This is a genomic window from Halioxenophilus aromaticivorans (assembly GCF_042850945.1).
GTDB classification, from domain to species: domain Bacteria; phylum Pseudomonadota; class Gammaproteobacteria; order Pseudomonadales; family Cellvibrionaceae; genus Halioxenophilus; species Halioxenophilus aromaticivorans.
Genome location: NZ_AP031496.1, coordinates 1,101,578 through 1,126,866 on the forward strand (window position 1 = coordinate 1,101,578; position 25,289 = coordinate 1,126,866).

The 25,289-nt window shown below is 50.9% G+C and carries 25 protein-coding genes; 20 read left to right on the forward strand and 5 right to left on the reverse strand.

Features of this window, described 5'->3' with window-relative positions; all coding sequences use genetic code 11:
- Positions 1 to 61 precede the first annotated feature (61 nt).
- The 11 genes from ACGHM3_RS04835 to ACGHM3_RS04885 all read left to right on the forward strand — a co-directional run bounded on the left by ACGHM3_RS04835 (position 62) and on the right by ACGHM3_RS04885 (position 11,392).
- A complete protein-coding gene (locus ACGHM3_RS04835; protein ID WP_345427748.1) occupies positions 62 to 424 on the forward strand; it encodes a hypothetical protein in 363 nt (120 codons plus the stop codon).
- A 507-nt stretch (positions 425 to 931) separates the two neighbouring features.
- The gene (locus ACGHM3_RS04840) at positions 932 to 2,071 is read left to right on the forward strand and encodes a response regulator (protein WP_345427746.1); all 1,140 of its coding nucleotides are present in this window, start codon (positions 932 to 934) and stop codon (positions 2,069 to 2,071) included.
- A 178-nt stretch (positions 2,072 to 2,249) separates the two neighbouring features.
- Positions 2,250 to 2,618: a response regulator gene (locus ACGHM3_RS04845; RefSeq protein WP_390517770.1), complete on the forward strand. Its 369-nt coding sequence runs from the start codon at positions 2,250 to 2,252 to the stop codon at positions 2,616 to 2,618.
- 34 nt (positions 2,619 to 2,652) lie between these two features.
- Positions 2,653 to 2,931: an STAS domain-containing protein gene (locus tag ACGHM3_RS04850; protein WP_345427744.1), complete on the forward strand. Its 279-nt coding sequence runs from the start codon at positions 2,653 to 2,655 to the stop codon at positions 2,929 to 2,931.
- Positions 2,924 to 5,032 (forward strand): chemotaxis protein CheA, encoded by a 2,109-nt coding sequence (locus tag ACGHM3_RS04855; protein ID WP_345427743.1) that lies wholly within the window; start codon positions 2,924 to 2,926, stop codon positions 5,030 to 5,032. The genes ACGHM3_RS04850 and ACGHM3_RS04855 overlap by 8 nt, the downstream gene beginning before the upstream one ends.
- 15 nt (positions 5,033 to 5,047) lie before the next feature.
- A complete protein-coding gene (locus ACGHM3_RS04860; RefSeq protein ID WP_345427742.1) occupies positions 5,048 to 7,105 on the forward strand; it encodes a methyl-accepting chemotaxis protein in 2,058 nt (685 codons plus the stop codon).
- A gap of 11 nt (positions 7,106 to 7,116) precedes the next feature.
- Complete coding sequence (locus tag ACGHM3_RS04865; RefSeq protein ID WP_345427740.1) at positions 7,117 to 7,641, forward strand: chemotaxis protein CheW; 525 nt, start codon at positions 7,117 to 7,119, stop codon at positions 7,639 to 7,641.
- Positions 7,642 to 7,697: 56 nt separating this feature from the next.
- Positions 7,698 to 8,588 carry a CheR family methyltransferase gene (locus ACGHM3_RS04870; protein ID WP_345427739.1) on the forward strand — a complete coding sequence of 297 codons (891 nt, stop codon included), beginning with the start codon at positions 7,698 to 7,700 and terminating at the stop codon, positions 8,586 to 8,588.
- Between the two features lie 4 nt (positions 8,589 to 8,592).
- Positions 8,593 to 9,663, forward strand: a complete 1,071-nt coding sequence (cheB, locus tag ACGHM3_RS04875; protein ID WP_345427738.1) for a chemotaxis-specific protein-glutamate methyltransferase CheB — start codon at positions 8,593 to 8,595, stop codon at positions 9,661 to 9,663.
- A 45-nt stretch (positions 9,664 to 9,708) separates the two neighbouring features.
- A complete protein-coding gene (locus tag ACGHM3_RS04880; protein ID WP_345427737.1) occupies positions 9,709 to 10,281 on the forward strand; it encodes a chemotaxis protein CheD in 573 nt (190 codons plus the stop codon).
- Between the two features lie 109 nt (positions 10,282 to 10,390).
- Positions 10,391 to 11,392: an oxidoreductase family protein gene (locus tag ACGHM3_RS04885; protein WP_345427736.1), complete on the forward strand. Its 1,002-nt coding sequence runs from the start codon at positions 10,391 to 10,393 to the stop codon at positions 11,390 to 11,392.
- Positions 11,393 to 11,398: 6 nt separating this feature from the next.
- Here the strand turns inward: ACGHM3_RS04885 and ACGHM3_RS04890 are convergent, their stop codons facing one another.
- Positions 11,399 to 12,175, reverse strand: a complete 777-nt coding sequence (locus ACGHM3_RS04890; RefSeq protein WP_345427734.1) for a hypothetical protein — start codon at positions 12,173 to 12,175, stop codon at positions 11,399 to 11,401.
- A 283-nt stretch (positions 12,176 to 12,458) separates the two neighbouring features.
- Positions 12,459 to 13,025 (reverse strand): porin family protein, encoded by a 567-nt coding sequence (locus ACGHM3_RS04895; RefSeq protein ID WP_345427733.1) that lies wholly within the window; start codon positions 13,023 to 13,025, stop codon positions 12,459 to 12,461.
- 303 nt (positions 13,026 to 13,328) lie between these two features.
- On the opposite strand from ACGHM3_RS04895, the gene ACGHM3_RS04900 reads away from it, so the two are divergent.
- On the forward strand, positions 13,329 to 13,910 hold the full coding sequence (locus tag ACGHM3_RS04900) for a DNA-J related domain-containing protein (protein WP_345427732.1): 582 nt from the start codon (positions 13,329 to 13,331) through the stop codon (positions 13,908 to 13,910).
- Positions 13,911 to 13,959: 49 nt separating this feature from the next.
- Here the strand turns inward: ACGHM3_RS04900 and ACGHM3_RS04905 are convergent, their stop codons facing one another.
- Positions 13,960 to 14,250, reverse strand: coding sequence for a Dabb family protein (locus ACGHM3_RS04905; RefSeq protein ID WP_345427731.1), 291 nt, complete (start codon positions 14,248 to 14,250; stop codon positions 13,960 to 13,962).
- Between the two features lie 287 nt (positions 14,251 to 14,537).
- Positions 14,538 to 14,933: a hypothetical protein gene (locus tag ACGHM3_RS04910; RefSeq protein ID WP_345427730.1), complete on the reverse strand. Its 396-nt coding sequence runs from the start codon at positions 14,931 to 14,933 to the stop codon at positions 14,538 to 14,540.
- Between the two features lie 166 nt (positions 14,934 to 15,099).
- Here ACGHM3_RS04910 and ACGHM3_RS04915 point away from each other — a divergent pair, with 166 nt between their 5' ends.
- Positions 15,100 to 15,957 (forward strand): LysR family transcriptional regulator, encoded by an 858-nt coding sequence (locus tag ACGHM3_RS04915; RefSeq protein WP_345427729.1) that lies wholly within the window; start codon positions 15,100 to 15,102, stop codon positions 15,955 to 15,957.
- A gap of 48 nt (positions 15,958 to 16,005) precedes the next feature.
- On the opposite strand, the gene ACGHM3_RS04920 is transcribed toward ACGHM3_RS04915, so the two are convergent.
- A complete protein-coding gene (locus ACGHM3_RS04920; protein ID WP_345427728.1) occupies positions 16,006 to 16,446 on the reverse strand; it encodes a hypothetical protein in 441 nt (146 codons plus the stop codon).
- A 195-nt stretch (positions 16,447 to 16,641) separates the two neighbouring features.
- On the opposite strand from ACGHM3_RS04920, the gene ACGHM3_RS04925 reads away from it, so the two are divergent.
- The 7 genes from ACGHM3_RS04925 to ACGHM3_RS04955 all read left to right on the forward strand — a co-directional run bounded on the left by ACGHM3_RS04925 (position 16,642) and on the right by ACGHM3_RS04955 (position 25,289).
- A complete protein-coding gene (locus tag ACGHM3_RS04925; protein ID WP_345427727.1) occupies positions 16,642 to 17,100 on the forward strand; it encodes a DUF4149 domain-containing protein in 459 nt (152 codons plus the stop codon).
- A gap of 103 nt (positions 17,101 to 17,203) precedes the next feature.
- The gene (locus ACGHM3_RS04930) at positions 17,204 to 19,993 is read left to right on the forward strand and encodes a CHASE domain-containing protein (RefSeq protein WP_345427726.1); all 2,790 of its coding nucleotides are present in this window, start codon (positions 17,204 to 17,206) and stop codon (positions 19,991 to 19,993) included.
- Positions 19,994 to 20,301: 308 nt separating this feature from the next.
- The gene (gene ahpC, locus ACGHM3_RS04935; RefSeq protein WP_345427725.1) at positions 20,302 to 20,859 is read left to right on the forward strand and encodes an alkyl hydroperoxide reductase subunit C; all 558 of its coding nucleotides are present in this window, start codon (positions 20,302 to 20,304) and stop codon (positions 20,857 to 20,859) included.
- 128 nt (positions 20,860 to 20,987) lie between these two features.
- A complete protein-coding gene (gene ahpF / locus ACGHM3_RS04940) occupies positions 20,988 to 22,538 on the forward strand; it encodes an alkyl hydroperoxide reductase subunit F (RefSeq protein ID WP_345427724.1) in 1,551 nt (516 codons plus the stop codon).
- 146 nt (positions 22,539 to 22,684) lie between these two features.
- Positions 22,685 to 23,068: a hypothetical protein gene (locus tag ACGHM3_RS04945; RefSeq protein ID WP_345427723.1), complete on the forward strand. Its 384-nt coding sequence runs from the start codon at positions 22,685 to 22,687 to the stop codon at positions 23,066 to 23,068.
- Positions 23,069 to 23,223: 155 nt separating this feature from the next.
- A complete protein-coding gene (locus ACGHM3_RS04950; RefSeq protein ID WP_345427722.1) occupies positions 23,224 to 24,141 on the forward strand; it encodes a glutaminase in 918 nt (305 codons plus the stop codon).
- A gap of 419 nt (positions 24,142 to 24,560) precedes the next feature.
- Positions 24,561 to 25,289, forward strand: coding sequence for a DUF4197 domain-containing protein (locus ACGHM3_RS04955; protein WP_345427721.1), 729 nt, complete (start codon positions 24,561 to 24,563; stop codon positions 25,287 to 25,289).

Below are 25,289 nucleotides of genomic sequence, written 5' to 3' on the forward strand. Positions count from 1 at the left end.
AGGGTACGTAATCGGCGGTGAAAGCAGATCGAAAACAAAGCAGAGCGACAAAAAGATGATAATGAGATTACTTCTGGTGTTGGTGGCGTTGCTCAGCGTTGGCTGTGGCCGCTTTTCAGTGCAAACCAACGCTAGCAACGTCTTGGCGGGCCAAACATCTGCGCTGCTGGTTAAGGAGTACGCGCCCACTGAAATCGCCCAGTACGATGCCTCTGTATTGGGCTATGTGGAGGCCTCTGATTGTCAGCAACGGGCCAGCGATACCAAGCCCAACCGAAGGTCGGTGGTAAATAAACTAAAAATTCAAACTCAAAAAATGGGCGGCAATGGCTTGGTGGTAATGGCCTGTGCCGAGTCCGTAGAGGCTATGTGCAATCGCTACTTGGCGTGTAGGGCAGAGGCTTATTTGGTGCCAGAACGTTAATCTGCGATCGGCAAAATGGTTGGCGCAAACAGACGCAGGGCAAAATTTGACGTGGTCTGATCCGTACAGGGGTCAGACACTTAATTTTTTTATTTGCTAAAAAACAATAGAAAAAACTGGGCCACAACAATTCTTACGAAGCGCGAGCGCAAGGCTTATTTTGTCAATATTCTTTTGGCTGTTATAACCGTATCGTTATTAAACCGATCGTTTTCCGCTATAAATTGTGCGTGGGAAGACTTTTTTGTCTTATAAAATCCTGGTCTTCTTTTGAATTGCAATAAGTAATCGCTTCCAATTATCAATCCAAAGTAGCAAGGCATCCATATAGGTGTTTTGCTGGTATCCGCCGCTTTCCTGGCCACTTTAAATTCTAAAATCTTGTGCTAATTTTTAAGTGAGTTGTACTGTCGCTGTAATCTTCTGGCGACGACAAAATCCGCGAGTCTTTGGCACCTAATACCGAATATAAAGCATATGAGTGGCAGCGATATTAAGATTTTAATAGTGGATGACTCTCCAACCGAAGTAGAGATTTTGGTGGAGTTATTGTCCGGTGAATACGAAGTGACGGCGGCGATGTCCGGCACCGAGGCAATGGCGCTGGTGAATTTAGGCTTCGACCCCAACGTGATATTGCTCGACGTCAATATGACCGGTGTTGATGGCTACGAAACCTGCCGGATGTTGAAAGAAGACCCGGCAACGGTGAACTCCGAGGTTGTATTTATCAGTGGCAACGACTCGGTAGAAGAAATTATGAAAGGCTACGAGGTTGGCGCTAGTGATTACCTCAGTAAGCCCATTCAGCCGCGTGAGCTGATGAGCAAATTACAGGTATTGGCGGTACAAATTCAAAAACGCAGCCACGCCATGGAAGATGTGAGTAGCGCTAGGGAAGAAGCCCAAAGCGCGCGAGACATGGCCATGAGCGCCATTATTGACGCCGGTGAGCAGGCCGCTGTTATTGATTTTATCCGCCAGTGCGGCCAAGCGACGACGGTATCTGGCCTGGGCAGTTTATTGATTGATGCGGTAGAAGCCTACGGTTTAGAGGCATCGCTGCGTTTGATGATGTCCGGTAAAGCCGAGTATATGAGCTCGGACGATTTAATGACGCCGCTGGAGCTAGAGATTTTACAAAAATCGCAAAATGTCAGCCGGCTCTACCAAAGTGGCAGCAAGCTCATTGCCAACTACCCAGGGGTGGTGGCCATGATTAAAAACCTACCCATGGAAGATGAAGAGCGGTGCGGTAGATTGCGAGATCACCTTGCCATTATTGTTGAGTCGGCCAGTAATCAGCTCAAAGCCATAAATCTTTCGGAAGATGTGAGCGCGTTGCTTGTGGACTTTAACAACTCCCTAGACCGCGTGCAAATCCAGCAAACCGCCTGCAAAAAGGGCAGCGTTCAATTATTGGATGCGTTGTCCGGTGAGATCCAAAAAACGTTCAATGATTTTGGTTTAAGCGAAGCCCAAGAGTCCGAGCTGATGGGAACCATTAGCCAATACGCCGAGAGGATTTTGGCGAATTATTCAGAAGGCATCGGCTTGGATGACGAGATGAAAAACGTATCCGATGGTTTGCGCATCATCGCCGATAAATTGGTTCCTAAATCGGAAGACATTGAATTTGATGTCTAATTTGGAGTTCTTTAATGGTTGGGTGCGTAAACGTTAGCTACGTAACCGATGACTAAGAACCGAGCCAGTAGAAGATGATAAAGCTTCATTTAACTAACAGCGAGCAACACCGCGGTGTTGTTTCGGATAAAAGTCAATTCATAAACCCCCCGTTTTGTGGGCTCTTAAAACGTTAGGTATGACGATGACAAAAGCAGCGTTAGTGGTTGATGATTCTATTTCTGTTCGGCAGGTTGTTTCGTTGGTAATGAAGAACGCCGGATTTGAAGTTTATGAAGCAGCCGATGGTAAACAAGCTTTGGATTTGCTGGACGGCCGGAAGTTACACATCATAATTTCCGATATTAATATGCCAGAGTTAGACGGTATCAGTTTTGTGAAGGCGGCAAAGGCCATCGAAGAATATCAGTACACGCCAATACTGATGCTGACCACGGAATCCAGTTCGGATATGAAAAAAAAGGGCGCCGAGGCCGGTGTGAAAGCTTGGTTGGTAAAACCTTTTCAGCCGAAAAAATTATTAATGGCTATCAATAAATTAACCTAAGGCTTTCCTTGGCCTCATTGTACCGGTTTACACCATGATTGCGCTGCAAATGCCCAGCGAGTTAACCATTTATACTGCACAGTCTGTGCTTGATCAGGTGTTGGCCGAGGAGGACTCCAGGGCCTTGCAGTTAGATTTATCCGCTACGCAAGAAATTGACGGTGCCGGCGTCCAGCTGTTGCTAGCCATTCAGGCCCATGCCAAGCAACGCCAATGGTCGGTTTCGCTCACCAACGCCTGCGCTAGTGTCTCAGCAGTGCTGGCTTTGTTCCAAATGGCTGATCTAATGACAGAGCCCCGTATCGATGAGTAAGGATGATTTAATTGGTCAGGTTGAGACTTTTCGAATCGAAGCGCGGGAGCATTTGGCCACGCTGGAAGAATCTCTGCTTGAACTCGAAGAATCACCCGAAGCGTTGCACCACGTTGACCAGGCTTTCCGCGCTATGCACACCATTAAGGGTGCTGGTGGGATGTTTGGTTATCACGATCTGTCTCAATTTACCCACTATCTGGAATCGGCGTTAGATCAACTGCGCGAAGGTGGCCTGGTCCTGTCATCCGAGTTTATCAGCCTTATGTTGGAGGCTGTGGATGCCATTAAATCGATGATTGCCGAGCCGGCATTTACGGTTGATCAAAATCTATTGGCCCAGGCATTGTTGTCGCGCCTGCGGCGGTTGGTGCCCAACTTAGACGAACAACAAGTCGAAGTAGAGGCGTCTTCGCAGGCGGCAGGAGAAGGCCCTGCTATTTACCGCGTGCGCTTTAAACCCAATCAAACAACCTTCACAGATGGTTTCGACGTAGTACCTATTTTACGAGAACTAAGCGCCTTAGGTGAATGTTCCGTTACCACTAAAACGGAAGCCATACCGCCGTTGGAACAATTTGAGTCATCGAATTGTTATTTGGCGTGGGATGTGGTGGTAACCAGCTGTGCAAGCCGATCGGATATCGAAGAGACCTTTATGTTCGTGGAGGACGACTGGTCCATCGGCATTGAAAAAATTGATTTACAGGATACGTCAAAAGAATCCGATCAATTAGGTGAGTTATTGGTTAGCCGCGGGCTGGTTACCCCGCAGCAGGTCGACGCCAATCTCTCCGATGAGCAACGTCTTGGTAAAGCACTCAGCGAGCAAGGGTTGGTTAAGGGGTCGGACGTGAACGCTGCTTTAAAAGAACAGCAGGCCACACGGCAACTAAAACAGGCCCTACAGCACAACAAAGTAGAAGACACCGTTCGTGTTCCGGCGGCGCGCTTGGACGCACTGATGAATTTAGTGGGTGAACTGGTGATTGTGCAAGCCCGGCTGAGCCAGTATTCACACCAGCATCACGATGAGACCATTGTTTCAATATCCGAAGATCTGGATTTGCTATCCACCGAATTGCGAGATCAAACTTTCAGTATTCGAATGCTGCCCATCGGTACCACCTTTGGTCGATTTCGGCGCCTGGTGCGAGATTTATCTAATAATTTGGATAAGAAAATTCAGTTGGTCACCAAAGGGGCAGAAACCGAACTGGATAAGATGGTCATCGACAAATTGTCTGATCCTCTGGTGCATTTAATCCGCAACAGTATTGATCACGGAATCGAAACCGCCGCTGAACGTGAGCAGTTGGGTAAGCCTGAGTGCGGCACGATTCAGTTGGTGGCAGAGCATTCCGATTCCAATGTCATTATTCATATTCGCGACGACGGCCGTGGTCTGAACCGCGATAGTATTTACGCCAAAGCCCTTTCCAAAGGCTTGGTCACGGCCCAAGATATTTTATCCGATAACGAAATTTGCCAACTCATTTTTGAGCCAGGCTTTTCCACTGCGGCGACGGTTTCTGATATCTCTGGCCGAGGTGTTGGTATGGATGTGGTAAAGCGATCCATACAGGAGTTGGGTGGCAAAATTGATTTGGTGTCCACCCAAGGCGAAGGCACCCACTTAACCATTCGCCTACCCATGACTCTGGCCATCATTGAAGGGTTAATGGTGAAAGTGGCCGATGAATATTATGTCTTGCCGCTGGGGTTGGTGGAAGAGTGTATTGAATACGAAAAAAGCAGCCGTACTTCCGCTCGTTGTCAACGTTTGGTTACCTTGCGTGGGGCCCAGGTTCCCTGTATGCATCTGCGAGAGTGGTTTGACGTCGACGGCGTTAATCCCACCATTGAGCAGATTGTTATTACGCGTATTGAGCAAGAGCGGTTCGGCTTTGTGGTGGATGAAGTGGTAGGGCAGTACCAGACGGTTATTAAACGTCTTGGTAAAATGTATGAGGGCATCATCGGTTTTAGTGGTGCCACTATTCTTGGCGACGGCAGCGTGGCGATGATTCTAGACCCGGTAGCATTGATAGAAGCGTTAGAAGCTCCTCTGAACCGTGTGCAGCCAATATCTTTGAATTGACGTGGAGCTTTTGTAATGAATCGTTTTGGCTTTAAAGCGCTAATGAGTGTCGCTTTTGTTGTCATTTTTGCCATGTTGGCGTTGACCAACTACATCGGTTTAGCGTCCTTAGCTGACATCAACACACGCGTGGCGGATATCGTCGATGGCTCGGTGCAGCGCGCCCAGTTGGCGGCTAGAATACGGCAGGATTTGCTCTATATTTCCCGTGCTGAGTTGGACATTCTTTTGGCTAAAGAAGGAGGCGAACGTGAGCAGTACGCGCAACAAATCGAAACCACTAAACAACAGCTCACGGACAAAACAGCGGATCTTCGTCAGAGAATAGACCCCGAAAATAAAGCCGAACTGGATCAATTCACCCGTGTGTGGCAAGAGTACTTGGAGGTGGATGAAGAAATACAACGGCTTACCGCTTTGGATTCCAACACGCGGGCGCAGACCATCAGCCGGCTGGAAGCTAACCCCGTAGCAGAAGAGCTTAGAAGCCTATTAGATGAACTACGCACCACCATCAACGCCGACATCAGTAAAAGCAGTAGTGTTGCCGGCGTGCGTAACCTGGTTGGTAGCCTGGATATCATTGCCAATATTGAAAGTGGTTTTAGTCGTGTTCAACAAAACGAAAAGAATATTTTATTGGCGATTACCATAGACGAAGTGGAGCGTTACAACAAAGTTATTCAGTCCGACCTTTTAAGCCTTACTGCCACGGTTAATCAATTGGTAGGCCAGCTAAACGGGCAGTCTCAGGAGCGCACCGAAGCCTTGCGCATTACCCTGGCAACCTATATTGAACTCAATGAGAAAATTCGTACAGCTAGGTTAGAAAACACTAACGGTGTAGCGTTTGGCCTGTCGCGAGATGAAAGCAAGCGGTTGCTGGAGCGAGCCGAAGCGTTGCTTCAAAATATTGTACAATACAACGAAGCCCGTATGGACAGCACCGCGGTGGACTCTTCGGCAATCTACAGCGAGACCAAAAGTCGCTTGCTGTTGTCTTTTGGTGTGGCGGTTTTGCTTATCGCCGCCTGTGCTTATCTTTTGGTTATTAGGATTGGCGTTATTGGGCGTATTACTGCTCGCATAGGGCGGGGTGATCTTACTGGAGAATTCGATGCCGGTGCCAGTAACTCCGATGTCTACGGCGTGCTGCGTAATATGAACACCAACCTGAAAGGCATCGTTGCTGAAATTGTTGAGGCCGCCAACAGCGTTTCTATGGGCAGTGCTCAGACCAGTGTTACCGGTCGGCAAATTGCCCAAGGCGCCACGGAGCAAGCTGCATCTTTGGAGGAGATATCCTCTTCCATGGAGGAGATGGCCAGCAACATTGCGCACAGCGCAGAAAACGCCGAGCAAACCGAAAAAATCGCCCAGTTCGCCGCCAATAATGCCGAAGTTACCGGCCAGGCAGTGGATGAAGCAGTGGCGGCCATGAAAGATATCGCTGATAAAATTGGCATTATCGAAGAGATCTCTCGGCAAACAAACTTACTGGCCTTAAATGCCGCCATCGAAGCCGCGCGCGCAGGTGAGCACGGTAAGGGCTTTACTGTGGTCGCCGCAGAGGTGCGTAAATTGGCCGAGCGAAGTCAATTTGCGGCCGGAGAAATTGTCACCCAAGCCAAACGTAGCTTAGAGGTTTCCGAGCAGGCCGGCAGCATGCTGGCTAAGCTATTGCCCGATATTCAAAAAACGTCGGAACTGGTGCAAGAGATTAGCGCTTCCGCCCGGGAGCAGGATGCTGGTGCTACAGAAATCAATAAAGCCCTGCAGCAGTTGGATCAAGTGGTACAGCAGTCGGCGGCCTCGGCGGAGGAAATGTCATCCACAGCGGAAGAGCTGTCCGCGCAGGCAGAGCAATTGCAAACCACGGTGAGCTTTTTCAAAGTCAACGATCAAGCAAAGGGTAAACAACACACATCCAAACGCGGAGGTAATCATAATTCCGGTGGCTCGGATACTGCCAAAGGGCAGTCTGCCAGCGCGACTAATATGGCTGGTGATGACGATGAGCGTGGTGTCGACATAAATTTAGATGACGACTCCACTGAGTTTGTGCGCTACTAAAGGACCCCACCATGCAGTCATCTCAATCTGTAGGCACCGGCCAAGAGCCCGCTGCGGCCGCCGGCACCGCGCAATTGCTGACCTTTATGTTAGATCAAGAGGTTTATGGCACCGATATATCACAGATACAAGAAGTACTGGAGTATCGCAAAATCACCTCGGTACCGAAAACCCCGGATGCACTCCTCGGTGTGATTAACCTGCGTGGCCAAGTGGTGCCGGTGTTGGATTTGCGCCGGCAATTTAATATGACGGTAACCGATGTTTCGGTGAATACCTGTATTGTTATTGTTGATGTCTGCCTAGACGGTGAAAAAACGCCCCTGGGCATTTTGGCCGATGCAGTGAAAGAAGTGCTTGAGCTACCCTACGACGCCATCAGCGCCCCACCCAAAATCGGCAGTAGAATCGACACGCAGTTTATCAGTGGCATGGGGGCCTATAACGGTGATTTTATTATTATTTTAAACTTGCCTAGGGTGCTGGGCGAGGAAGAATTGTCGGAAGTACTGGAGTCCATTCCCAGTGAATCCTAGAGGGGGTAACTCGCAGCGATATTTGCCATGCACGCTATTGATTTAAAGCCGCTAAAATGACCGCGAAGCCAGGGCCGTACCGGAATGGCTCGGATCAACTGTCGGTGGCGGATCGCCGTCGCATTGCGGATTTCGTTACTCGTGAGACCGGTATCCAATTGCCGGAGTCCAAGCACCAATTGGTGGAAGTAAGGCTGCGCAAGCGCCAGCGTGCCCTGGGTTTACCTTCCATAAAACACTACGTGAATTATGCTTTGGATAATAGCGCTCAAAATAACGAGCGAGGTCATTTGTTCGATGCCCTAACCACCAATAAAACCCAGTTTTACCGAGAAGCCAATCATTTTACGCTGTTGCGGCAGTACGTAGAGCAAGGCATGCAAAGCGTTGATGATGTTATAACACACAGCGACGGTTACGGTGATTCTGAATTGGCGGTGTGGAGCGCCGGTTGTTCCACCGGGCAAGAAGCCTATACCCTAGCTTTTGAATTAATGGAGCTGCAACAGGGTAATTCCGATTTTCACTTTTCCATCGCTGCCAGCGATATTTCCTCCCGCTGCTTAGAGCACGCCGCCAGAGCCACCTACAAGCACCAAGAAGCTGAGCAGATTCCCCTGGCGCTAAGAAAAAAATATCTGCTGCGCTCTAAGGGCGGCGAAGTTGATCGTGTTCGCATGGCGCCGGAGGTGACGCGGCACGTGCGGTTTTTTAATTTTAATTTGTTGCGTGGCAATTACTCGGCTTGGACGGCTCACTACGACGTTATATTTTGCCGCAATGTCATGATTTATTTTAGCCATGAAGATCGTGCCAAAATAGTGGCCAAATTGGCGAGCTGTTTAAAACCCGGTGGTCTTTTATTCGTCGGCCATTCAGAATCCATTGTCGATGTCGGGAAATCGCTAAGCCGATTGCAGCCGGCAGTTTACCGCAAGCGCCAATAATACCGTGGCTAGGATTCGAGTGTTAGTGGTGCATGATTCTGCGGTGGTTCGGCAAAGCTTAGTTGACGTGGTGGCTGCAGACCCTCAGCTTAGCCAGTGCGGTATAGCGTCCAACCCATACCTTGCCGTGGAAAAAATAAAGCAACTTACGCCCCATGTGATTATTACGGGTTTGGTGATGGCTAAAATGGATGGCGTCACTTTTATAGAAAAGGTTATGCAGCAGCACCCCATTCCCATTATTGTCTGCACGGCCTTGGATGAATCGGAATCCCCCATGGTGGCGAGGGCGATTCAGGCGGGGGCCATTGAAGTCATAAAGCGCCCAGTTATTGGTGGTAAAGTATTTTTTCAGCAATCGGCTCGTTTGATTTGTAATTCAGTTAAGGCGGCCGCAGCGGTTCGGCTTAAATGTCGGTCTGCGGTGTCTGTGGTATCGCAACCAAAACAAAATGCCGATGCCGTTATTGCCCCGGTCAAGAAACTTCAGTTGCCACCGGCCGAAGAGCCGGTGCTGTTATTGGGCGCTTCCACCGGCGGTACCCAGGCGCTGGATTTAATACTTGCACAAATGCCCAGTCACTGCCCTGGCATTTGTATTGTTCAACATATGCCCCGGGGGTTCACGGCAATGTTCGCCCGTCGCTTAAACGAATGCTGCGGTATTACTGTGCAACAGGCCTACCACGGCCAACGTGTGTGCGCGGGGCTGGCGTTAATCGCCCCCGGCAATAGCCACATGTTGTTACGCAGAGATGGGCGGGGCTATTTTGTTGAAATCGTCCACGGACCTTTGGTGGCTCGCCATCGTCCGGCGGTGGATGTTTTGTTTCGCTCCGCGGCTTACTGTGCCGGCCCCAAAGCGGTTGCCGCCGTGCTTACGGGCATGGGTGACGATGGTGCCCAGGGTTTGCTGGAGTTGCGTAGCCACGGAGCGTGGACCTGTAACCAAGATGAAGCCTCCAGTGTGGTTTACGGTATGCCAAAAGCTGCGCGCAAACAGGGTGGCTCGGGTGTGGAGTTGCCTTTGGAGACCATCGCCCAAGCCATGTTGGGGGCGGCGGGTGATGTTTAATTATTCCACCAATGACCCTTGTTATAGAGTTGGGGAGCGCCTGCCGTGAAACAAGCAGAACGCAAAGTTGTGCTGCACGCGGGCGAATATTGTTTTACCTCCGCCGGCACCCATGTGCACACGCTGTTGGGCTCGTGCATCTCCATTACGCTGTGGCACCCCGAGCTCAAAATTGGCGGCATGTGCCATTTCGCTTTACCGGAACGTACATCCAATGGCACGGGTATTGGTAATGGCATTGGCACCATTGCGGCTCAGCCGCGAAAACTCGACCCCCGCTACGCTGAGGATTGTATCGCTTTATTTTTGCGCTCTGTTCGGCGTAATAATACGGACATCACCGAGTACGAAGCCAAGATTTTTGGCGGTGGCAATATGTACGAAAAATATCCCAGCGTTGATATCGGTATGGTGGAGCGTTTACCGGTGGGCGAAAAAAATACGCTTGCGGCGTTTACGTTATTAACCGAACTGAGTGTCGATATCGCCGTGGCCCATGTGGGTGAATTTGGCTACCGTAGAATTATTTTTGATGTTGCCACGGGAGATGTATGGGTTAAGTTCAAACCCATAGGGCCGGGGGCAGGCGACCAGCGCTCGCTCAGTGGTAGGAGTTAAACGCTAAGAACAGGCGCCAAGAACAAACGGCAACAACCCAGGTTGGCAATCTGCGCCAGCCTCTGTGTTAATATCCAATCACTTTTAGCGCTTGTCATTGCCCCGAGTTATGAATACCGATCTTATCCAATTCATTAAAACCACTACCGGTGCCACGGAGATCTGCGGCGAAGAATCGCTACAGAGCCTGTGGAGTGGCTATGGCGAGATTCTGCGCCTGCAATTGCAGGGCGGCTCGGTGCCATCGGTGGTTGTTAAATGTATTCAAACCCAGCCCGTGGCCGAGCACCCTAGGGGGTGGAATACCGACACCAGCCATCAGCGGAAGTTAAAATCCTATCAAGTGGAGGTGGAGTGGTATCGCCGATGGGCAGGTGAGTGTGGCTCAGGCCCGCGTGTAGCGCATTGCTACGGTGTGCTCAGTAACCAAGCGCTGACGGTGATTGTGCTAGAGGATTTAGACAACAGTGGCTTTGCCTTACGCAAAAGCCATTTAACCTTGGCCCAGGTGCAGGTGTGTTTGCGCTGGCTGGCGGACTTTCATGGCCGTTTTTTGCAACGTTCGCCGGTTGGATTGTGGTCGGTGGGCAGTTACTGGCATTTGGCCACCCGGCCGGACGAATACCGGGCAATGGCGGATGGCCCGTTGAAGTCGGCCGCTGATAAAATCGATGACGCGCTCAATAATGCTCAGTATCAAACCCTGGTTCACGGCGATGCCAAGGTGGCCAATTTTTGTTTCTCCGCCCAGGCCGATGCCGTGGTCGCGGTGGATTTTCAGTACGTGGGCGGTGGTTGTGGCATCAAGGATATGGCCTATTTAATGGGTAGCTGCCTAACTGAGCGAGAATGTGCCCAGTGGCAAGACCAATGCCTGGCGGTTTATTTTCAGCAGTTGCGCGCCACCGTCGCTGCCGAGCAACGAGCGGCCGAGGACATCGATATGAACGCCTTGGAAGACGAATGGCGTTGCTTGTACGCCGTGGCCTGGGCGGATTTTCAACGGTTTTTATTGGGTTGGATGCCCAGCCATAAAAAAGTGAATGCCTACAGCAAAGACATGACCCAGCGGGCGCTGGAATATTTAAGTGGCGAGAGCGGTAAAAAATAACACTGTTTAATAACCACCGATCAATTGCAGTGGTTCATTGGCAGCGAGTTTGGTTACCACAAACAAAAACGATAACCGGTAGGTGCCGTTGTATTCGGTGTTGGTCACCTGCAATAGGGCGTCTTCCGTGCCATCTAAATTGACATCACCCCGGGCCAGTACGGTAACGGTCTGTGAGCCAAAGCCGAGGTCAAACACGGCGCTGTAGTCCCCTTGGGGCTGATAATGCACCACCGGTGAGATTTCCGCCGCGCTACCTTGGCTACTGCGGGCGCGAAGGGCATCTTGCTCTGTTACCACAAACGCGGATGAGGCGGGCATTTGCTGTAGAAAACTGCCGTCGATGATGGGGTCACCCAAATAACTGTATTCGGCCTGCTCCATATTGTGGGCCAACTGAATGGCCATGCATTGTACTACGCCATAGCGGAATTGCGGATAGGCCACCGGGCTCTCCGGTGCTATACCAAGTTGTGCCGTACTCAAGGCCTGTAAGCAATTGGTGACCACGTACTGTTGGCCGTCCTCCGGGGATACCACCGGGATCATCATCGACCAAGGCGCCACTAGCTGGTCTTCCAAGGCCATACTCTGATTACCCTCAGCCAGGTAGGAAAATATATTCAGCTCTGGGTTGATGAATGTGCTGTAAGTGACGCCGGAGGCGGGTTTACTGGCCGGGGCCGGGGCCGCGGCTGGCTCGGGTTGGCTTTGAGCTTGCGGTTGTGCCTGTTGGGTTTGGCAAGCCTGCAATAAGAAGGGCACCGTAAACAAGACCGCCAATAGGCTCCGTCGGTGTGCTGCAATTGAAAATGTGTGGATCACGTTATGCATAACAAGGCTATCAAATCGGAATCAAAGTTGCGCAAAGTTTAAGATAGACTGGCGCTTAAAGATAGCCGGGGAGGCTGGCTACAGGCGTGAGGAATCATTGTGTTTTATTTCCACCGGGCACAATGGCCGGGATTGCATGGCACGACCGACCGGTGCAGATATCAGACAATAATAAAGGCGATGGGGACACAGGTAAATGTGGCCCCATGCAGGCGAGGAGATTGGGATCGTTTTAGAATGTAATGCTGGCGCCTAGAGAAAAGTAATCGATGTCGGCATCGTCGAGTTCAAAAACCTCGTACTCGGCGCGAACCGCCAGCGATGCCAGTTGAATCTTAGCGCCCACGCCGTAGTACGGGTCGGTGCCAGAGGCGGAATCGTCAAATTCGAAGGCTTCCACATCGGTATCCCAATTGACCACACCCACCTTACCAAACAGCCCCAATGGCCCGAAATTCAGTCCACCCAGAGCAGCCGCGCTTAAAGCGGTGGTATCTAACTTGACCGGGGAGTTGGCGAAGCTGTCTTCCAAGGTGCCCAGGTCGAGATAAGAAAACTCAACGGCGACATCGATCAGTGGTAACAGGCCAAAGTTATAACCGGCGTAGACTTTGTATCCGGTGTCATCGTCTTCAAAGTTTACGTCGTCCAAATTGGGGTCGGAGTCGGAGTAATCGATACTGGCCGAGGCAATGGCGCCACCTATGTAGACGCCACTGTCGCTACCGGCGTGGGCGCTGTTGATGGCCAAAGCTAAACCGGCGCATAAAACTACTGAAAACAAAGGTTTGACTGCCATGGTAATTTCTCACTGCTGAATATAAGAAAAATTACAATAAGTGAGAGTGGGAATTGTCGTCTATGACTAAATTTTCAAGCTTAGACCTGCGCCATAAAATCAACAAAAACTCGCTCAATCTGGGCAAAAGAGCCTGGGCATTAATTGCCTATTCATTTTGAGGAAAGTTAACCGGTTATTGGCATTTTCAACCCGCTCACAGTCTTGCCTTAGTAGAGCGGTGATCTATAGTTAGGAAGACGCAGGTGTAAATCGTTGCCATTGCAGTAGCGTATCAATAAACCATTACGATCAGACCGAAAAATGAGCGAAGCCATTTCAGTTACGAACACCTCGCAGTTGTTGTCCATTATTAAGCGCCACCCCAAAGGGCTGTCTGAGTATCAGTTGCTGACCCTCGTTTACGAGCAGAATTCGGCGCAAGGTTTGCCCAATCTGCGAGACAGCTTAGTATTGTTTCAACAGCATTTTTGCTTGTTCCATTCGCTATACTTGCTGCGCGAAGGTTTGCACCGTGACAACCAAGGAACTCTGTTGATAGATGTGCTCAACATCCAATGGCTGCCGGCGGTGGGTTGCGGTGAAAATATGATGGCAGTACCGGACAGCCTGCGGGAATACTACCTCAATACCGAAAATTTATGCGCCACCAGCCGAGATCAGGTGGAGGCGTTATTGGATGGGTTTTGGTGTAGGATGCTGGCCAGCTCGGAACAGACCGAGGCTCTAGAAACCCTAGGATTGGCGCAACCGGTGAGCTGGCCAGACATCAAAAAACGCTACCGTCAATGCCTTAGCGAGTGCCACCCAGACCGCGGCGGCAGCCACGACCAAGCGGTAAAATACAATCAAGCCATCGCCGTGCTGGAGCGGTGTTACGGCTAGAGCTTATATCGGGCAACCAGGGTTGTTTGAGAAACGACGGCCAATAAGCCTAGCAGTCAAACTGCAAACTGGCGGCATCATCGATTAAGCCGCCCATTTTTCCGGCCAATGCCAAATGTGCTGGGTGTTCAATATAACGGCTGTAATCCTCGGCACTGGCAAACTCCGCTACCACGCCATAATCGAATTTGCCGGTATTGATGGTGGCGGCTGCGCCGTGGTCAAAATGTTGAACCACATCTATTTTTGCTTTCAGTTCCGATACCTCAGCCACAAACTCCTCAATGCTCTGTTTACTGGCATCGGTTTTAAACCGCAATAATACTACGTGTTTAATCATCAATTCGCTCACTTCTAACAAGGTTTCGCTGTAGTGTAATTTGGGCTTTGAGTCTCATAAAGAGGGGAGGGCTTGCTGAAGAGGTTAGATGGCCAAATGCGATATTTTTTTCTTTTGAAAACGAGCCCGTTGTTGCTTGGCACTGAATTAGAAACCGTGGGTTTCTATTGGTTGATTTAATTGCTGTTTGTTTTAACGAGTGCCATCGGTTGGGATTAGTCCTCTGGCCATTTTGTTGGGTGGCAGTTCCCTCTGCCACCTCTCTGTCTACCCGCTACTTGCCAGGCTTATAGACCCGCGATGGCTGCCTGGTCGTTGGTTTCAGGCTGAGTGTGAGTCAGGCTCATGGTGCGGGTGCGGTTGATGGCACCGGCAACGTAGGTTGTTTTGCCAGCTTCAACCGTAACCGTAACACTGCTGCGTTTTTTATCTTGTGCGGTGATAGTGTGCTCGCCGGGGGCCAAGGTTAAGCGCAGGGCCGAGGCGCTTTTCAGTTTGCCGGCGGGCTCGCCATCAACCGATACGCGGTAGTACACGCCCTTAGTCTTGGCGGATTCAGACAGTCGATAAATTATCAGGTTAGGCTCTTCCGATTGGGTGGCGCTAGCCGTATCAGCCTGGGCTAGACCGATGTTAGTCATCAATGCAAACAATGCTGCGGTGGCGGCGATTAAATGCTTCATAGTGTTGCTCCCTGGTAGGTTTTGCAGTTAAAGGTGTGTTGATTGGGGTCTATGGCGTGGCAGTTTAAGGGCTGGTATTGTTGTCGTAAATTGCATATTGTTAAACAATCATTGTTCAAAAATAAACAATAAGGGTTTGACAACAGAGGCTTAACAGCAGGTACTTATGAGAGACTGGGAAAACCTGCGCTTCTTTTTGGCTGTGGCGCGCTCGGGTACGGTATTGGCTGCGGCCAAGGAATTGCGCGTGAGCCACTCCACGGTGCTCAGGCGCATCGACCAATTCGAAACCAGCTTGGACAGCAAGTTGTTTCGCAAGTTACAGCGTGGCTACGAGTTAACCCAGGCCGGAGAGACTCTGTATGCCCAGGCGCAGGACGTGGCGGCAGATATCGACCGCGTGTTGGCGGATGCCGAGGGCAAAGACGACGCTACCGGTGGTGTGCTGCGGATTTCGCAGCCAGAAATCGGCATTCTAAACATGTACCCGCTGTACGCAGGGTTCCGTCGGTTGCACCCCGATATCACCTTACAAATACACAGCACCATGCAGCCTTCAAATGTGAATCAACAAGAGGTGGATATTGTGTTCCGCATTTCGGAGTCGCCACCGGATTTGTTGGTGGGGCGATGCCTAGGGCAGGTTAAAGCCAAGGCCTACGCACATCAGCAGTATCTGGCAGGGCTCGGCAGCCAGCACAATAGCGGTGATTACCAGTGGATTTTGTGGCAGCCAACGGCCGAGGCCAACCTAGCGTTGCTGGCCAGGGAGAATATCATAGACCCCAATGTGGTCATGTACGGTGCTTCGATGCCGGACGTGGTGTCGGCTATTCACCACCAAATGGGCGCGGGTTTTTTGTCCACCCAGCAGGCAAAGTTACACCGCAACCTAGTGCCTTTGTTTGATGGCCGGGTGTTTGCCCATTATTCAGTATGGATGCTCACCCACCGCGATCTGCGTAATAGTACACGGGTTAAAACCTTTATGCGCTTTATGGCTGACAATCTAAACTTGGATTAAAACAACCAAGGTTACGTTCAGCGATGGTTGCCAGTCAGCCGAAGCTACTTACAAGCCCAAACGGGAATCTTGGCTCGTACCGTAGATAACCTCAGGGTGAACTTCGGCATCGGCGGGGTTGGCATCCCGGGACATTCTCATAATCCACTGAAAGTATTTGATTTCGGCGATGGTTTTGCGCCGGCCCTCCACAAATGCAGCTCTCTTTTGGGGCAAGTGCGCACTTTGGCGCAGGCCGTCACTCATGAGCTGATGCGCTTTTAGAAGTACCTCCATCGCCGTAAGATAGCGGCCTTGGCACTTTAAGCACTCGGCCAGGCTGTGGTAACTGGTAACCACAGCTTCTACCACGTCGGAGCTGTTGTCATTTAATAATAAGCGCTTCTCGATGTGCTCGCAGGCGCGTATGTATGCCAATTCTGCTTCGTCTAAAACTGCATTGTGTAAGTGCTGGTCGCCGCAGCGAATGAGGTTTTGCCATACGTCCATCTGATTTGCCCTCGAGATATCGGTTGGGAAATGAGCGATCACTCATTTATGTAAATAATAATCATTATCATTTGTTGTGGCAACCGCTTTTTACCCCCTGTTTTTCATTTTGTGCTCTGTGTATCGCTTGGGTGTGTAAATGTTGGGTATCGGTATACACTTGCGGCTTTGCTAATAAATGTAAAGGATTCCGATATGGTTATCGCACTCACGTTGCATCTGCTCAGTGCTGTTATTTGGGTGGGTGGCATGTTCTTCGCCTACGTGGCACTGCGGCCGGTAGCTGCCGCATTATTAGAGCCGCCGTTGAGATTGCAGCTCTGGCAGGCCGTTTTCGCCCGCTTTTTTATCTGGGTCAGTGTGGCGGTGGTGGTGCTGTTGGCCACGGGCCTGTGGATGATTTTGGATGTGTACGGCGGTTTCGCCAACGTGCGGCCCTACGTACACGTTATGTTTTTAATTGGTCTAATCATGATGGCCATCTACGGTCACTTGTTTTTTGTGCCCTATCAACGCCTCTGTCGCGCGGTTAACAGCGAAGATTGGCCAACAGGGGGGCAGCAATTGGCACAAATTCGCAAATTGGTGGCGGTTAATTTAAGCCTGGGCGTGCTCGTCGTCGCCGTTGCCGGCGGCGGCCGTTATTTGATGTAAAACGTCGCCAGTTTAAGGTGGGGATGATTGTGTTGTCCGTCAGCGCGCGAGTGTGGCTGTCGTCTATACTGCAAGCATAGTTTAAGTAAAAGAAGTATTGTTTATGAAAGCGATAGGCCTTTTTGTGCTATCGGCGATTGCGTATTTTGCTGCTGGCAAGGTGGGAGGAGTACTCAGTATACCGCCCGGCTTTGCTTCGGCCGTTTGGCCGGCCAGTGGCGTGGCGTTGGCGCTGGCATTGCGTTTTGGCTTATGGCCTGCCGCTTTAGGTGCCTGGCTGGGCAACTTGGCTACCAGTTTGGCTCTGTCGTCAGATAACTTTTCTCACATCACTTTCCCCGGTGCCATGTCCTCAGGCTCCGTGGGTTTTGCAGCTTGTCTTCAGGTTGTTATTGGCTTTTGGCTGTTTCGGCGTTTACTGGGGGAGCAGCTCGAATTAACCGTGGCCCGGGCTATCACCAGCTTTGTGTTTGTGGTTGCCATGGTGGGCTGTTTTGTTTCCTGCACCGTTAGCAGCTTCGCGCTGTGGTTTTGGGGCCTCATTCCGGCCAGTATAATCGGTTTTACCTGGGTTACCTGGTGGGTGGGCGATAGCCTAGGGGTGTTGTTCTTCACACCGTTTTTACTGACCGTGATGACGTCTAATCGGTTGGTTACGATCATTCAGAAACTGCAGATTTTACTGCCCACCACCGCTATTTTTCTCTGCACTTGGATTATGTTTTCCACCTCGCAGGAGTGGCAGAAAAAAAGCACATTATTGCAAATTGAAAACGAATCCTTAGATATTTATCACTTTATTTCTGAGCACATGCAAACCTCCGGCGATGTGCTGGCGGCCTATGATGCGTTAGTAAATAGCTTAGATAGCTTCGACCAAAATCGATTCGAAACATTTTCAGCGGTGATGCTAAAAAACAACTTGGCGCTGTACGGCGTGGGTTGGACTGAAATTGTGCCGCACAGTGAACGGGCGGCTATAGAGCAACATTACCGGGATAACGGTTATCCAGATTTCAGTTTTACACAACTAACACCCGAGGGAGCACTCATCCAGGCTTTACCTCAGGATGAATACTATCCGGTTTTGAATATCTCACCATTAGCCAATAACCACCGCGCCTTTGGCTTAAACCTGGGGGCGGATAAGGATCGTTTTGCAGCACTAAGGCAGGCGCGGGAATTGGCTAGACCCATTGCTACTGCGCCCATTGTGCTAGCTCAGGAGCTCGATAACCAAAAAGCCATAATTGTTTACCGCCCCGTATTTGGCATTAACGACAATGTTTTTAAAGGCTACGTTAGCGGCGTTATGCGGGTGGACGGCATTATAGGCCAAGGCCTAAATCTGTTGCGCGATATTGGTTTCTCCCTGGTGTTAACGGATGTCACCAATCCGCAAAACCCACAGGGCTTAGTCCGTCAAGAGGGCCTCCGTTTGGCCGGGGTGGAGTCTTTTAATTATTTTACCTCCTTTGGAGGGCGGGACTATCAGTTAGAACTTTACCCTAATACTAATCATTCTTTGCCTAGTAAAAATTGGGTGAGTTGGGCGGTGCTTACCAGTGGCTTTTTTATTGCGGCTCTTACACAAATGTTTATTTTATCGGTGATTGGTAACCACGGTCGTATTCGCGAAGAAGTTGATCGCAAAACACTGGATTTAAAAACTCAAACCCTTCGGGCCAATGAGGCCAGCCGGGCCAAAAGCGACTTTTTATCCAATATGAGTCATGAGTTGCGCACGCCACTCAACGCCATTATTGGCCTGATTAACCTCTGTCGAAAGACTAACCTCACCAGCCAGCAGAGTGATTATCTTTATAAAGCAACTTTGGCATCTACCACTTTATTGTCGCTGATTAACCAAACCTTGGATCACGCTAAAATCGAAGCGGGGCGTATGGAATTATCGGTTGAGCCGTTTTCGTTGACCTACATGCTGCAGAAATTACACGCGGTATTTGACCAATCCGGCGAAGGTAAAGACATTACCTTTAACATTGTGAGCCGCGGCAGTTGTCCGGATTTGGTGGTAGGGGATGAGCTGCGCATTGAGCAAATCCTGATTAATTTATTGGGTAACGCGTTTAAATTTACCGAGGCCGGAACCATTACGCTATCCGTGGCCTACCAGGCCGAAGTTGGTTACCAATTTGAGGTGGCAGACACCGGCTGCGGCATCCCGCAGACCTACCAAAAAGACTTGTTCACCGCCTTTACCCAAGTGGACAGTTCCACCAGCCGTATCTTCGGTGGCACGGGTCTAGGGTTAAGCATCAGCGCCAATTTGGCGAGCATGATGAACGGAACACTGGAGTTGGTTAACAGTAGCGAGCAAGGCAGCTGTTTTAGAGTAACAGTGCCATTGCAAGTGCGCGTCAGTGAGCCGAGCATACAACTGATTACCGCGCTGCAACCCCATGCGGCATTGGCGGTTGGTGACGTTGAGCCAGAAACTGCCATGACCAATGACAAAGCTACCCTACAACAAACCCTAAAGGATCAGCCGTTGAGGGGGGTGGTGGTGTTGCTGGTGGAAGACATTGCGCTTAATCAAATGGTAGCCGAAGGTATTCTTAAAAGCTTCGGCGCCGAGGTGATTGTCGCCGCCAATGGTGAAGAGGCGCTGGCTGCATTAGCTGGAAAGCCCGGCGTAGATCTGATTTTGATGGACGTGCAAATGCCGATCATGGATGGTTACGAGGCTACCCGAAGAATACGTCAGCAACCGCAATTTAAGTCTCTTCCGATCCTTGCCATGACTGCAAACGCTATGGAGCAAGACATACTGTTGTGTCTGGAAGCTGGTATGGACGACCATATCAGCAAGCCGATAGAAGCGAATACATTGTGTGAGAAGATTCTGAAAAAGACTGACCAAGCCGCTTAGTCGATCTCCTCTGAGACGGCAAATCTGCCGTTTGGCGGGCTTTTTAAGCCACGCGCCTAGGGCAAATCTGATCCAAACGCCTCACAAAACCGCTCATATGCACTCCTCATATACACTCCTCATATACACACCTCATAGATAGCCCAGGGCCCCGCTAGTCTCAGCGACAGCGCTCCATTGCCCTTGCTTATCGTTCTGCATTGACTAAATTTATCGCCGCGCTAAAAATCATTAATTTCCTAAATCTCATGGGCGGACGCATACTGACCCTGTTCCTTACATAAACCGACTCAATTTAGGAGTTCACAATGATTAACACCGAAATCAAACCATTCAAAGCCACCGCCTTCAAACAAGGCGAATTCGTTGACGTAACCGAAGCCGATGTAAAAGGTAAGTGGGCGATTTTCTTCTTCTACCCAGCCGATTTTACCTTTGTTTGCCCAACAGAATTAGGTGATGTTGCGGACAAGTACGAAGAGCTGCAAAAGCTGGGCGTTGAAGTTTACTCCGTATCAACCGATACCCACTTCACCCACAAAGCTTGGCACGATACTTCCGACACCATCGGCAAAATCAACTACTACATGCTTGGCGACCAAACCGGCACCATCACCAACAACTTTGGTGTAATGCGTGAGGGTCAAGGCCTTGCAGACCGCGCCACCTTCTTAATCGACCCAGAAGGCATCATCCAGGTGGTAGAAATCACTGCCGAAGGTATTGGCCGTGACGCCGACGACCTGCTGCGCAAAGTAAAAGCGGCTCAGTACGTTGCCACTCATCCAGGCGAAGTATGCCCAGCCAAGTGGAAAGAAGGTGAAGCTACCCTTGCGCCTTCATTGGATTTAGTTGGCAAAATCTAAATGACGTTTGCGGCGGGCTCAGCCCGCTGCTTAGTCGCAAGACTTTTTAGACGAAACACTTTGGCGCTGGCCAACATTTTCTTAGCCACAGTTAACCGAACACCGAATTACTAATTGGAAACATAGCCATGTTAGAAGCAACAATGAAACAACAACTGGGCGCTTATCTGGAAAAGATCGTTACTCCGATCGCGTTGACAGTGTCCACCAATAGCAATGAAAAGTCGCAAGAGTTGGAATCACTTGCGCGCGAGATTTCTGAAATGTCAGAGAAAATTTCTCTGACCGTAAACAGCAACGACAGCGGCCGTGTACCTCGCATGGTGGTTGGCCCGCAAGGTGAGCAAGGCCGAGTAACCTTTGCCGGCGTTCCGATGGGCCACGAATTCACCTCCTTGGTGTTGGCGCTGTTACAGGCTGGTGGGCATCCGTCCAAAGCCAGCCAAGAGCTGCTCAGCCAAATTAAAGGTTTGTCCAAACCCCTGCGGTTTGAGGCCTATGTGTCGCTGTCCTGTCACAACTGCCCAGACGTTGTGCAAGCCATCAATTTAATGGCGGTGCTCAATCCCAATATTGAAGCCACCATGGTAGACGGCGGTGTCTTTCCGCAAGAGGTGGAAGAACTCGGCATTATGGCGGTGCCCACCCTGTACCTTAACGGTGAGCCCCTGGGCAACGGCCGCATGAGCCTGGAAGAAATCGTCAATAAAGTAGACGACGATGCCGATGCACGCATCGCCCAAGAACTGAACGCCAAAGCCCCCTACGATGTGTTGGTGGTGGGCGGTGGTCCGGCCGGCGCTTCGGCTGCAATCTACGCCGCCCGTAAAGGCATTCGCACCGGTATTGTGGCCGAGCGTTTTGGCGGCCAAGTGATGGACACTCTATCGATTGAGAATTTTATCTCTGTTAAAGAGACCGAAGGCCCTAAATTGGCCATGGCCTTGGAAGAACACGTTAAACAGTACGACGTAGACTTAATGACTAACCAGCGCGCTACGGCACTGCGCGAGGTGGGCAGTGTAAAAGAAGTTGAGCTGGCCTGCGGCGCGGTATTAAAAGCCAAAACCGTAATCTTGGCCACCGGCGCTCGCTGGCGAGAAATGAACGTACCCGGTGAGACGCAATACAAAACCAAGGGCGTTGCGTTCTGCCCACACTGCGATGGGCCGCTGTTCAAAGGCAAGCCTGTGGCCGTAATTGGCGGAGGCAACTCTGGTATTGAAGCTGCCATCGACCTGGCGGGCATTACCCGCGACGTGACTGTTTTAGAGTTCGCCGACAGCCTGCGTGCAGACGATGTGCTGGTGAAAAAGGCAGAGTCTCTTCCTAATGTGAAAATCGTGAAAAGCGCCATGACCACCGAAGTACTGGGCGCGGATGGCAAGGTAGTGGGATTGCAATATAAAGACCGCACCAGCGATGAGAGCCACGTGTTGGATGTAGATGGCATATTCGTGCAAATTGGTTTGGTGCCTAACAGTGAATTTTTAAAAGGCGCACTGGAGTTAACCGCCCGCGGTGAAGTAGTCATCGACGCCCACGGTCAGACCTCGCTGCCTGGCGTGTTTGCCGCCGGTGATGTGACCACCACGCCGTACAAACAAATTATTATTTCCATGGGTACCGGAGCCACCGCCGCCTTAGGCGCCTTCGATTACCTAATTCGAAACAGTTGATTTCGATGTTTATCAACCTCCCTCGGTTGATCTCTGGCCACCGCTTGCGGTGGCTTTTTTTTGTTCGTAAACTTTATTCGGGGCATAGAGGTCAAAGAGCTTATCTGTAGCCTAAACCTGGGTTGGGCTAAACCAAAGGACTTTTGATGATTACCTATTTTTACTGGGCCATTGTGCTGTTAATTGCCGTCGCCATTTTGGCCAGCTTTGCCAAGGCAGGGCAGTGGTTAGTGGCCGTGGGCGGCTTTATAGCCGTCATGGCCATCGGCAGCTTGGCTTACTATTTTCATTTTCAGCAGGTGTTTGTAAAAAATTACGGTGGGGTGATGTCGGTAACCGTACCCGAGGGTCAGCGTCACGTTGCGGCCACCTGGAAGGACAACAATTTATGGATTGAAAATTACGATCCGGCCACCAATACCTGCCATTTTAACGAGTACTCCAAAGGCAACCTGTTGCAGGGTAAGGTGATTATTAAAAACTGCTCGCCTGTGGCCCTAGGCGAGGCGCGTGCTACACCAAGCCCTTAAACCGTCTTTGTTTAAAACCGCCTATGATTAGGCGCCGCCCGCGCTCCATTGCCATGCCTTACTAGCCTGGGTTTGGTTAGAGCCTTATTTGCTTTAGAATTCAGCCACTTTTATTAAGGCCGGCGACAGTGCTGGCCAGCAACAGTGGGTGGCCAGTGCAAGACATCATCGAAAACATCGTTAGCACCGTGGGTGCCAGCCAGCAACGCGGCCAAGTTGCCGACTACATTCCGCAACTAGGCCGAGTGGACATCAATCACTTCGCCATCTCGGTGGCCACCTGCGATGGCCAGTTATTCAGCGGTGGCGATGCGCAAACACCGTTTTCGATTCAGAGCATCTCCAAGGTTTTTACCCTGACCCAGGCCCTGGGTAAGCTGGGTGACGGCCTATGGCGCCACGTAGGGCGTGAACCCTCCGGCGACCCTTTCAATTCCATTGTTCAGCTAGAACACGAACAGGGCAAACCTCGTAACCCCTTTATTAATGCTGGCGCCATCGCCGTGGCGGATGCCTTGCTCAGCGGTTGCCAGCCGAAAGAGATGCTGGCGGAGTTGCTGCGATTTGTGCGCAACCTGGCCAACGATGATTCTGTGTTTATCGATGAGGCCGTGGCTAAATCCGAGTTGGCCACCGGTGACCGCAACGCCTCTTTGGCGCACTTTATGGCCGGTTTTCGTCACCTGCGTCATCCGGTGGATAGCGTGCTGGGGGCGTATTTCCACCAATGCGCCATCGCCATGACTACCCAGCAGCTGGCCCAGGCCGGGTTATTTTTGGCCGGGGACGGCTTAAATCCTATAACCCAGTCTCGGGTAGTGCCCAGCCGCAGGGCTAGGCGGATAAACTCTTTGATGATGATGTGCGGGCATTACGATGGCTCAGGTGAGTTCGCTTATCGCGTGGGATTGCCGGGCAAGAGTGGCGTGGGTGGTGGTATTTTGGCCATTGCGCCGGGTAAAGCGTCAATTGCCGTCTGGTCGCCAGGCTTGGATCCCATTGGCAACAGTAAATTGGGCACCGAAGCACTGGAAGCCTTGATGCAGCGCACCGGTTGGTCGGTGTTTGTGTAGGAATATGAGCGAGTAAAGGGCTAAACACGGCGTAATCCGAAGCGTAAAATTAGGGAAACTCTGAATAATATCGGATGACTTCTGGCTCCCAGAGCTTTTTGAGATCGAGGCAGCGTTTTGAAGGCATACTGGCCGTACGTCAAAAAACGCTAACAAAGATATCAGAAAGCTCTGGAAGCCCCGTAGGGCGCGGTCTCAAAGCCCATCTGACTGCGTTGATTTTCTTGCTAAGGACGACGGCCATTAACTGCGAAAATCGCCTTGTCAGCTGAGCTTTGAGAACTCGCGCAGAAGCAACCGAGATTGATCAGAGGTTCCCTCGGTATAACCTTCGCACCTTGGTAAGCAATATCTGGTAGTCTGCGCTCAACGACGCTTATGGTCCATAGACCATGGTTCATAGATCTTGAGGTATCAGTATGAAGAAATCGGTTTTAGTATTGTGCTGCGCATTGGCCGCCACTGGCTGTTCCGAACTTACGCCTATTTTGGAGGCCGGCGCCGGTGTGGCCAGCGCCTCTGGTTACGGTAATCAGCAACAATTGGTCGACGGCATTAAGCAGGCCCTGGAGCTTGGCGCGGACCGCGCAACCACGGAGCTATCCGCCGACGGTGGCTACAGTAACAGCGAAGCTTATCGCATTGAGCTACCAGAGAACGTGCAAAATATTGCAACGACTCTGCGTCGCTTTGGCTTGGGCGGGCAGATCGACCGCGTAGAAAGTTTAATGAACGAGGGCGCCGAGCAGGCCGCCGCCGCCGCCAAACCTGTGTTTGTGGATGCCATTAAAAACATGAGCGTTACCGATGCGCTAACGATTATTCGCGGCAGCAACACCGAGGCCACCGATTATTTCCGCACAGAAACCGAAACCAGCCTGCGGACTCGCTACCAACCCATCATCGATGAAAGCCTGCAAAAAATCGGTTTTTACAGCCAGTACCAGCAATTGTTGAAAGTGTACGAGGGTCTGCCAATCAATAACAAACCGAACCTGGATTTGGAACAGCATGTATTAACGGCCAGTTTGGATGCGCTGTTTAAACAAATAGCGGTGGAAGAGCAAGCCATCCGGCAAGACCCAGTAGGTAAAGGCACGCAACTTATTTATTCCGTGTTTGGCAATCCGCAGACCCCGGCGCAATAA

What these genes read in the sequence shown, in the direction of transcription:
- ACGHM3_RS04845 (WP_390517770.1), top strand. Translation starts at nt 2,250, where the DNA reads ATGACGATGACAAAAGCAGCGTTAGTGGTTGATGATTCTATTTCTGTT.
- ACGHM3_RS04850 (WP_345427744.1), top strand. Translation starts at nt 2,653, where the DNA reads ATGATTGCGCTGCAAATGCCCAGCGAGTTAACCATTTATACTGCACAG.
- ACGHM3_RS04855 (WP_345427743.1), top strand. Translation starts at nt 2,924, where the DNA reads ATGAGTAAGGATGATTTAATTGGTCAGGTTGAGACTTTTCGAATCGAA.
- ACGHM3_RS04885 (WP_345427736.1), top strand. Translation starts at nt 10,391, where the DNA reads ATGAATACCGATCTTATCCAATTCATTAAAACCACTACCGGTGCCACG.
- ACGHM3_RS04900 (WP_345427732.1), top strand. Translation starts at nt 13,329, where the DNA reads ATGAGCGAAGCCATTTCAGTTACGAACACCTCGCAGTTGTTGTCCATT.
- ACGHM3_RS04955 (WP_345427721.1), top strand. Translation starts at nt 24,561, where the DNA reads ATGAAGAAATCGGTTTTAGTATTGTGCTGCGCATTGGCCGCCACTGGC.
- ACGHM3_RS04930 (WP_345427726.1), top strand. Translation starts at nt 17,204, where the DNA reads ATGAAAGCGATAGGCCTTTTTGTGCTATCGGCGATTGCGTATTTTGCT.
- ACGHM3_RS04865 (WP_345427740.1), top strand. Translation starts at nt 7,117, where the DNA reads ATGCAGTCATCTCAATCTGTAGGCACCGGCCAAGAGCCCGCTGCGGCC.
- ahpF (WP_345427724.1), top strand. Translation starts at nt 20,988, where the DNA reads ATGTTAGAAGCAACAATGAAACAACAACTGGGCGCTTATCTGGAAAAG.
- ACGHM3_RS04925 (WP_345427727.1), top strand. Translation starts at nt 16,642, where the DNA reads ATGGTTATCGCACTCACGTTGCATCTGCTCAGTGCTGTTATTTGGGTG.
- ACGHM3_RS04895 (WP_345427733.1), bottom strand. Translation starts at nt 13,025, where the DNA reads ATGGCAGTCAAACCTTTGTTTTCAGTAGTTTTATGCGCCGGTTTAGCT.
- ACGHM3_RS04835 (WP_345427748.1), top strand. Translation starts at nt 62, where the DNA reads ATGAGATTACTTCTGGTGTTGGTGGCGTTGCTCAGCGTTGGCTGTGGC.
- ACGHM3_RS04945 (WP_345427723.1), top strand. Translation starts at nt 22,685, where the DNA reads ATGATTACCTATTTTTACTGGGCCATTGTGCTGTTAATTGCCGTCGCC.
- ACGHM3_RS04860 (WP_345427742.1), top strand. Translation starts at nt 5,048, where the DNA reads ATGAATCGTTTTGGCTTTAAAGCGCTAATGAGTGTCGCTTTTGTTGTC.
- ACGHM3_RS04905 (WP_345427731.1), bottom strand. Translation starts at nt 14,250, where the DNA reads ATGATTAAACACGTAGTATTATTGCGGTTTAAAACCGATGCCAGTAAA.
- ahpC (WP_345427725.1), top strand. Translation starts at nt 20,302, where the DNA reads ATGATTAACACCGAAATCAAACCATTCAAAGCCACCGCCTTCAAACAA.
- ACGHM3_RS04920 (WP_345427728.1), bottom strand. Translation starts at nt 16,446, where the DNA reads ATGGACGTATGGCAAAACCTCATTCGCTGCGGCGACCAGCACTTACAC.
- ACGHM3_RS04910 (WP_345427730.1), bottom strand. Translation starts at nt 14,933, where the DNA reads ATGAAGCATTTAATCGCCGCCACCGCAGCATTGTTTGCATTGATGACT.
- ACGHM3_RS04915 (WP_345427729.1), top strand. Translation starts at nt 15,100, where the DNA reads ATGAGAGACTGGGAAAACCTGCGCTTCTTTTTGGCTGTGGCGCGCTCG.
- ACGHM3_RS04870 (WP_345427739.1), top strand. Translation starts at nt 7,698, where the DNA reads ATGACCGCGAAGCCAGGGCCGTACCGGAATGGCTCGGATCAACTGTCG.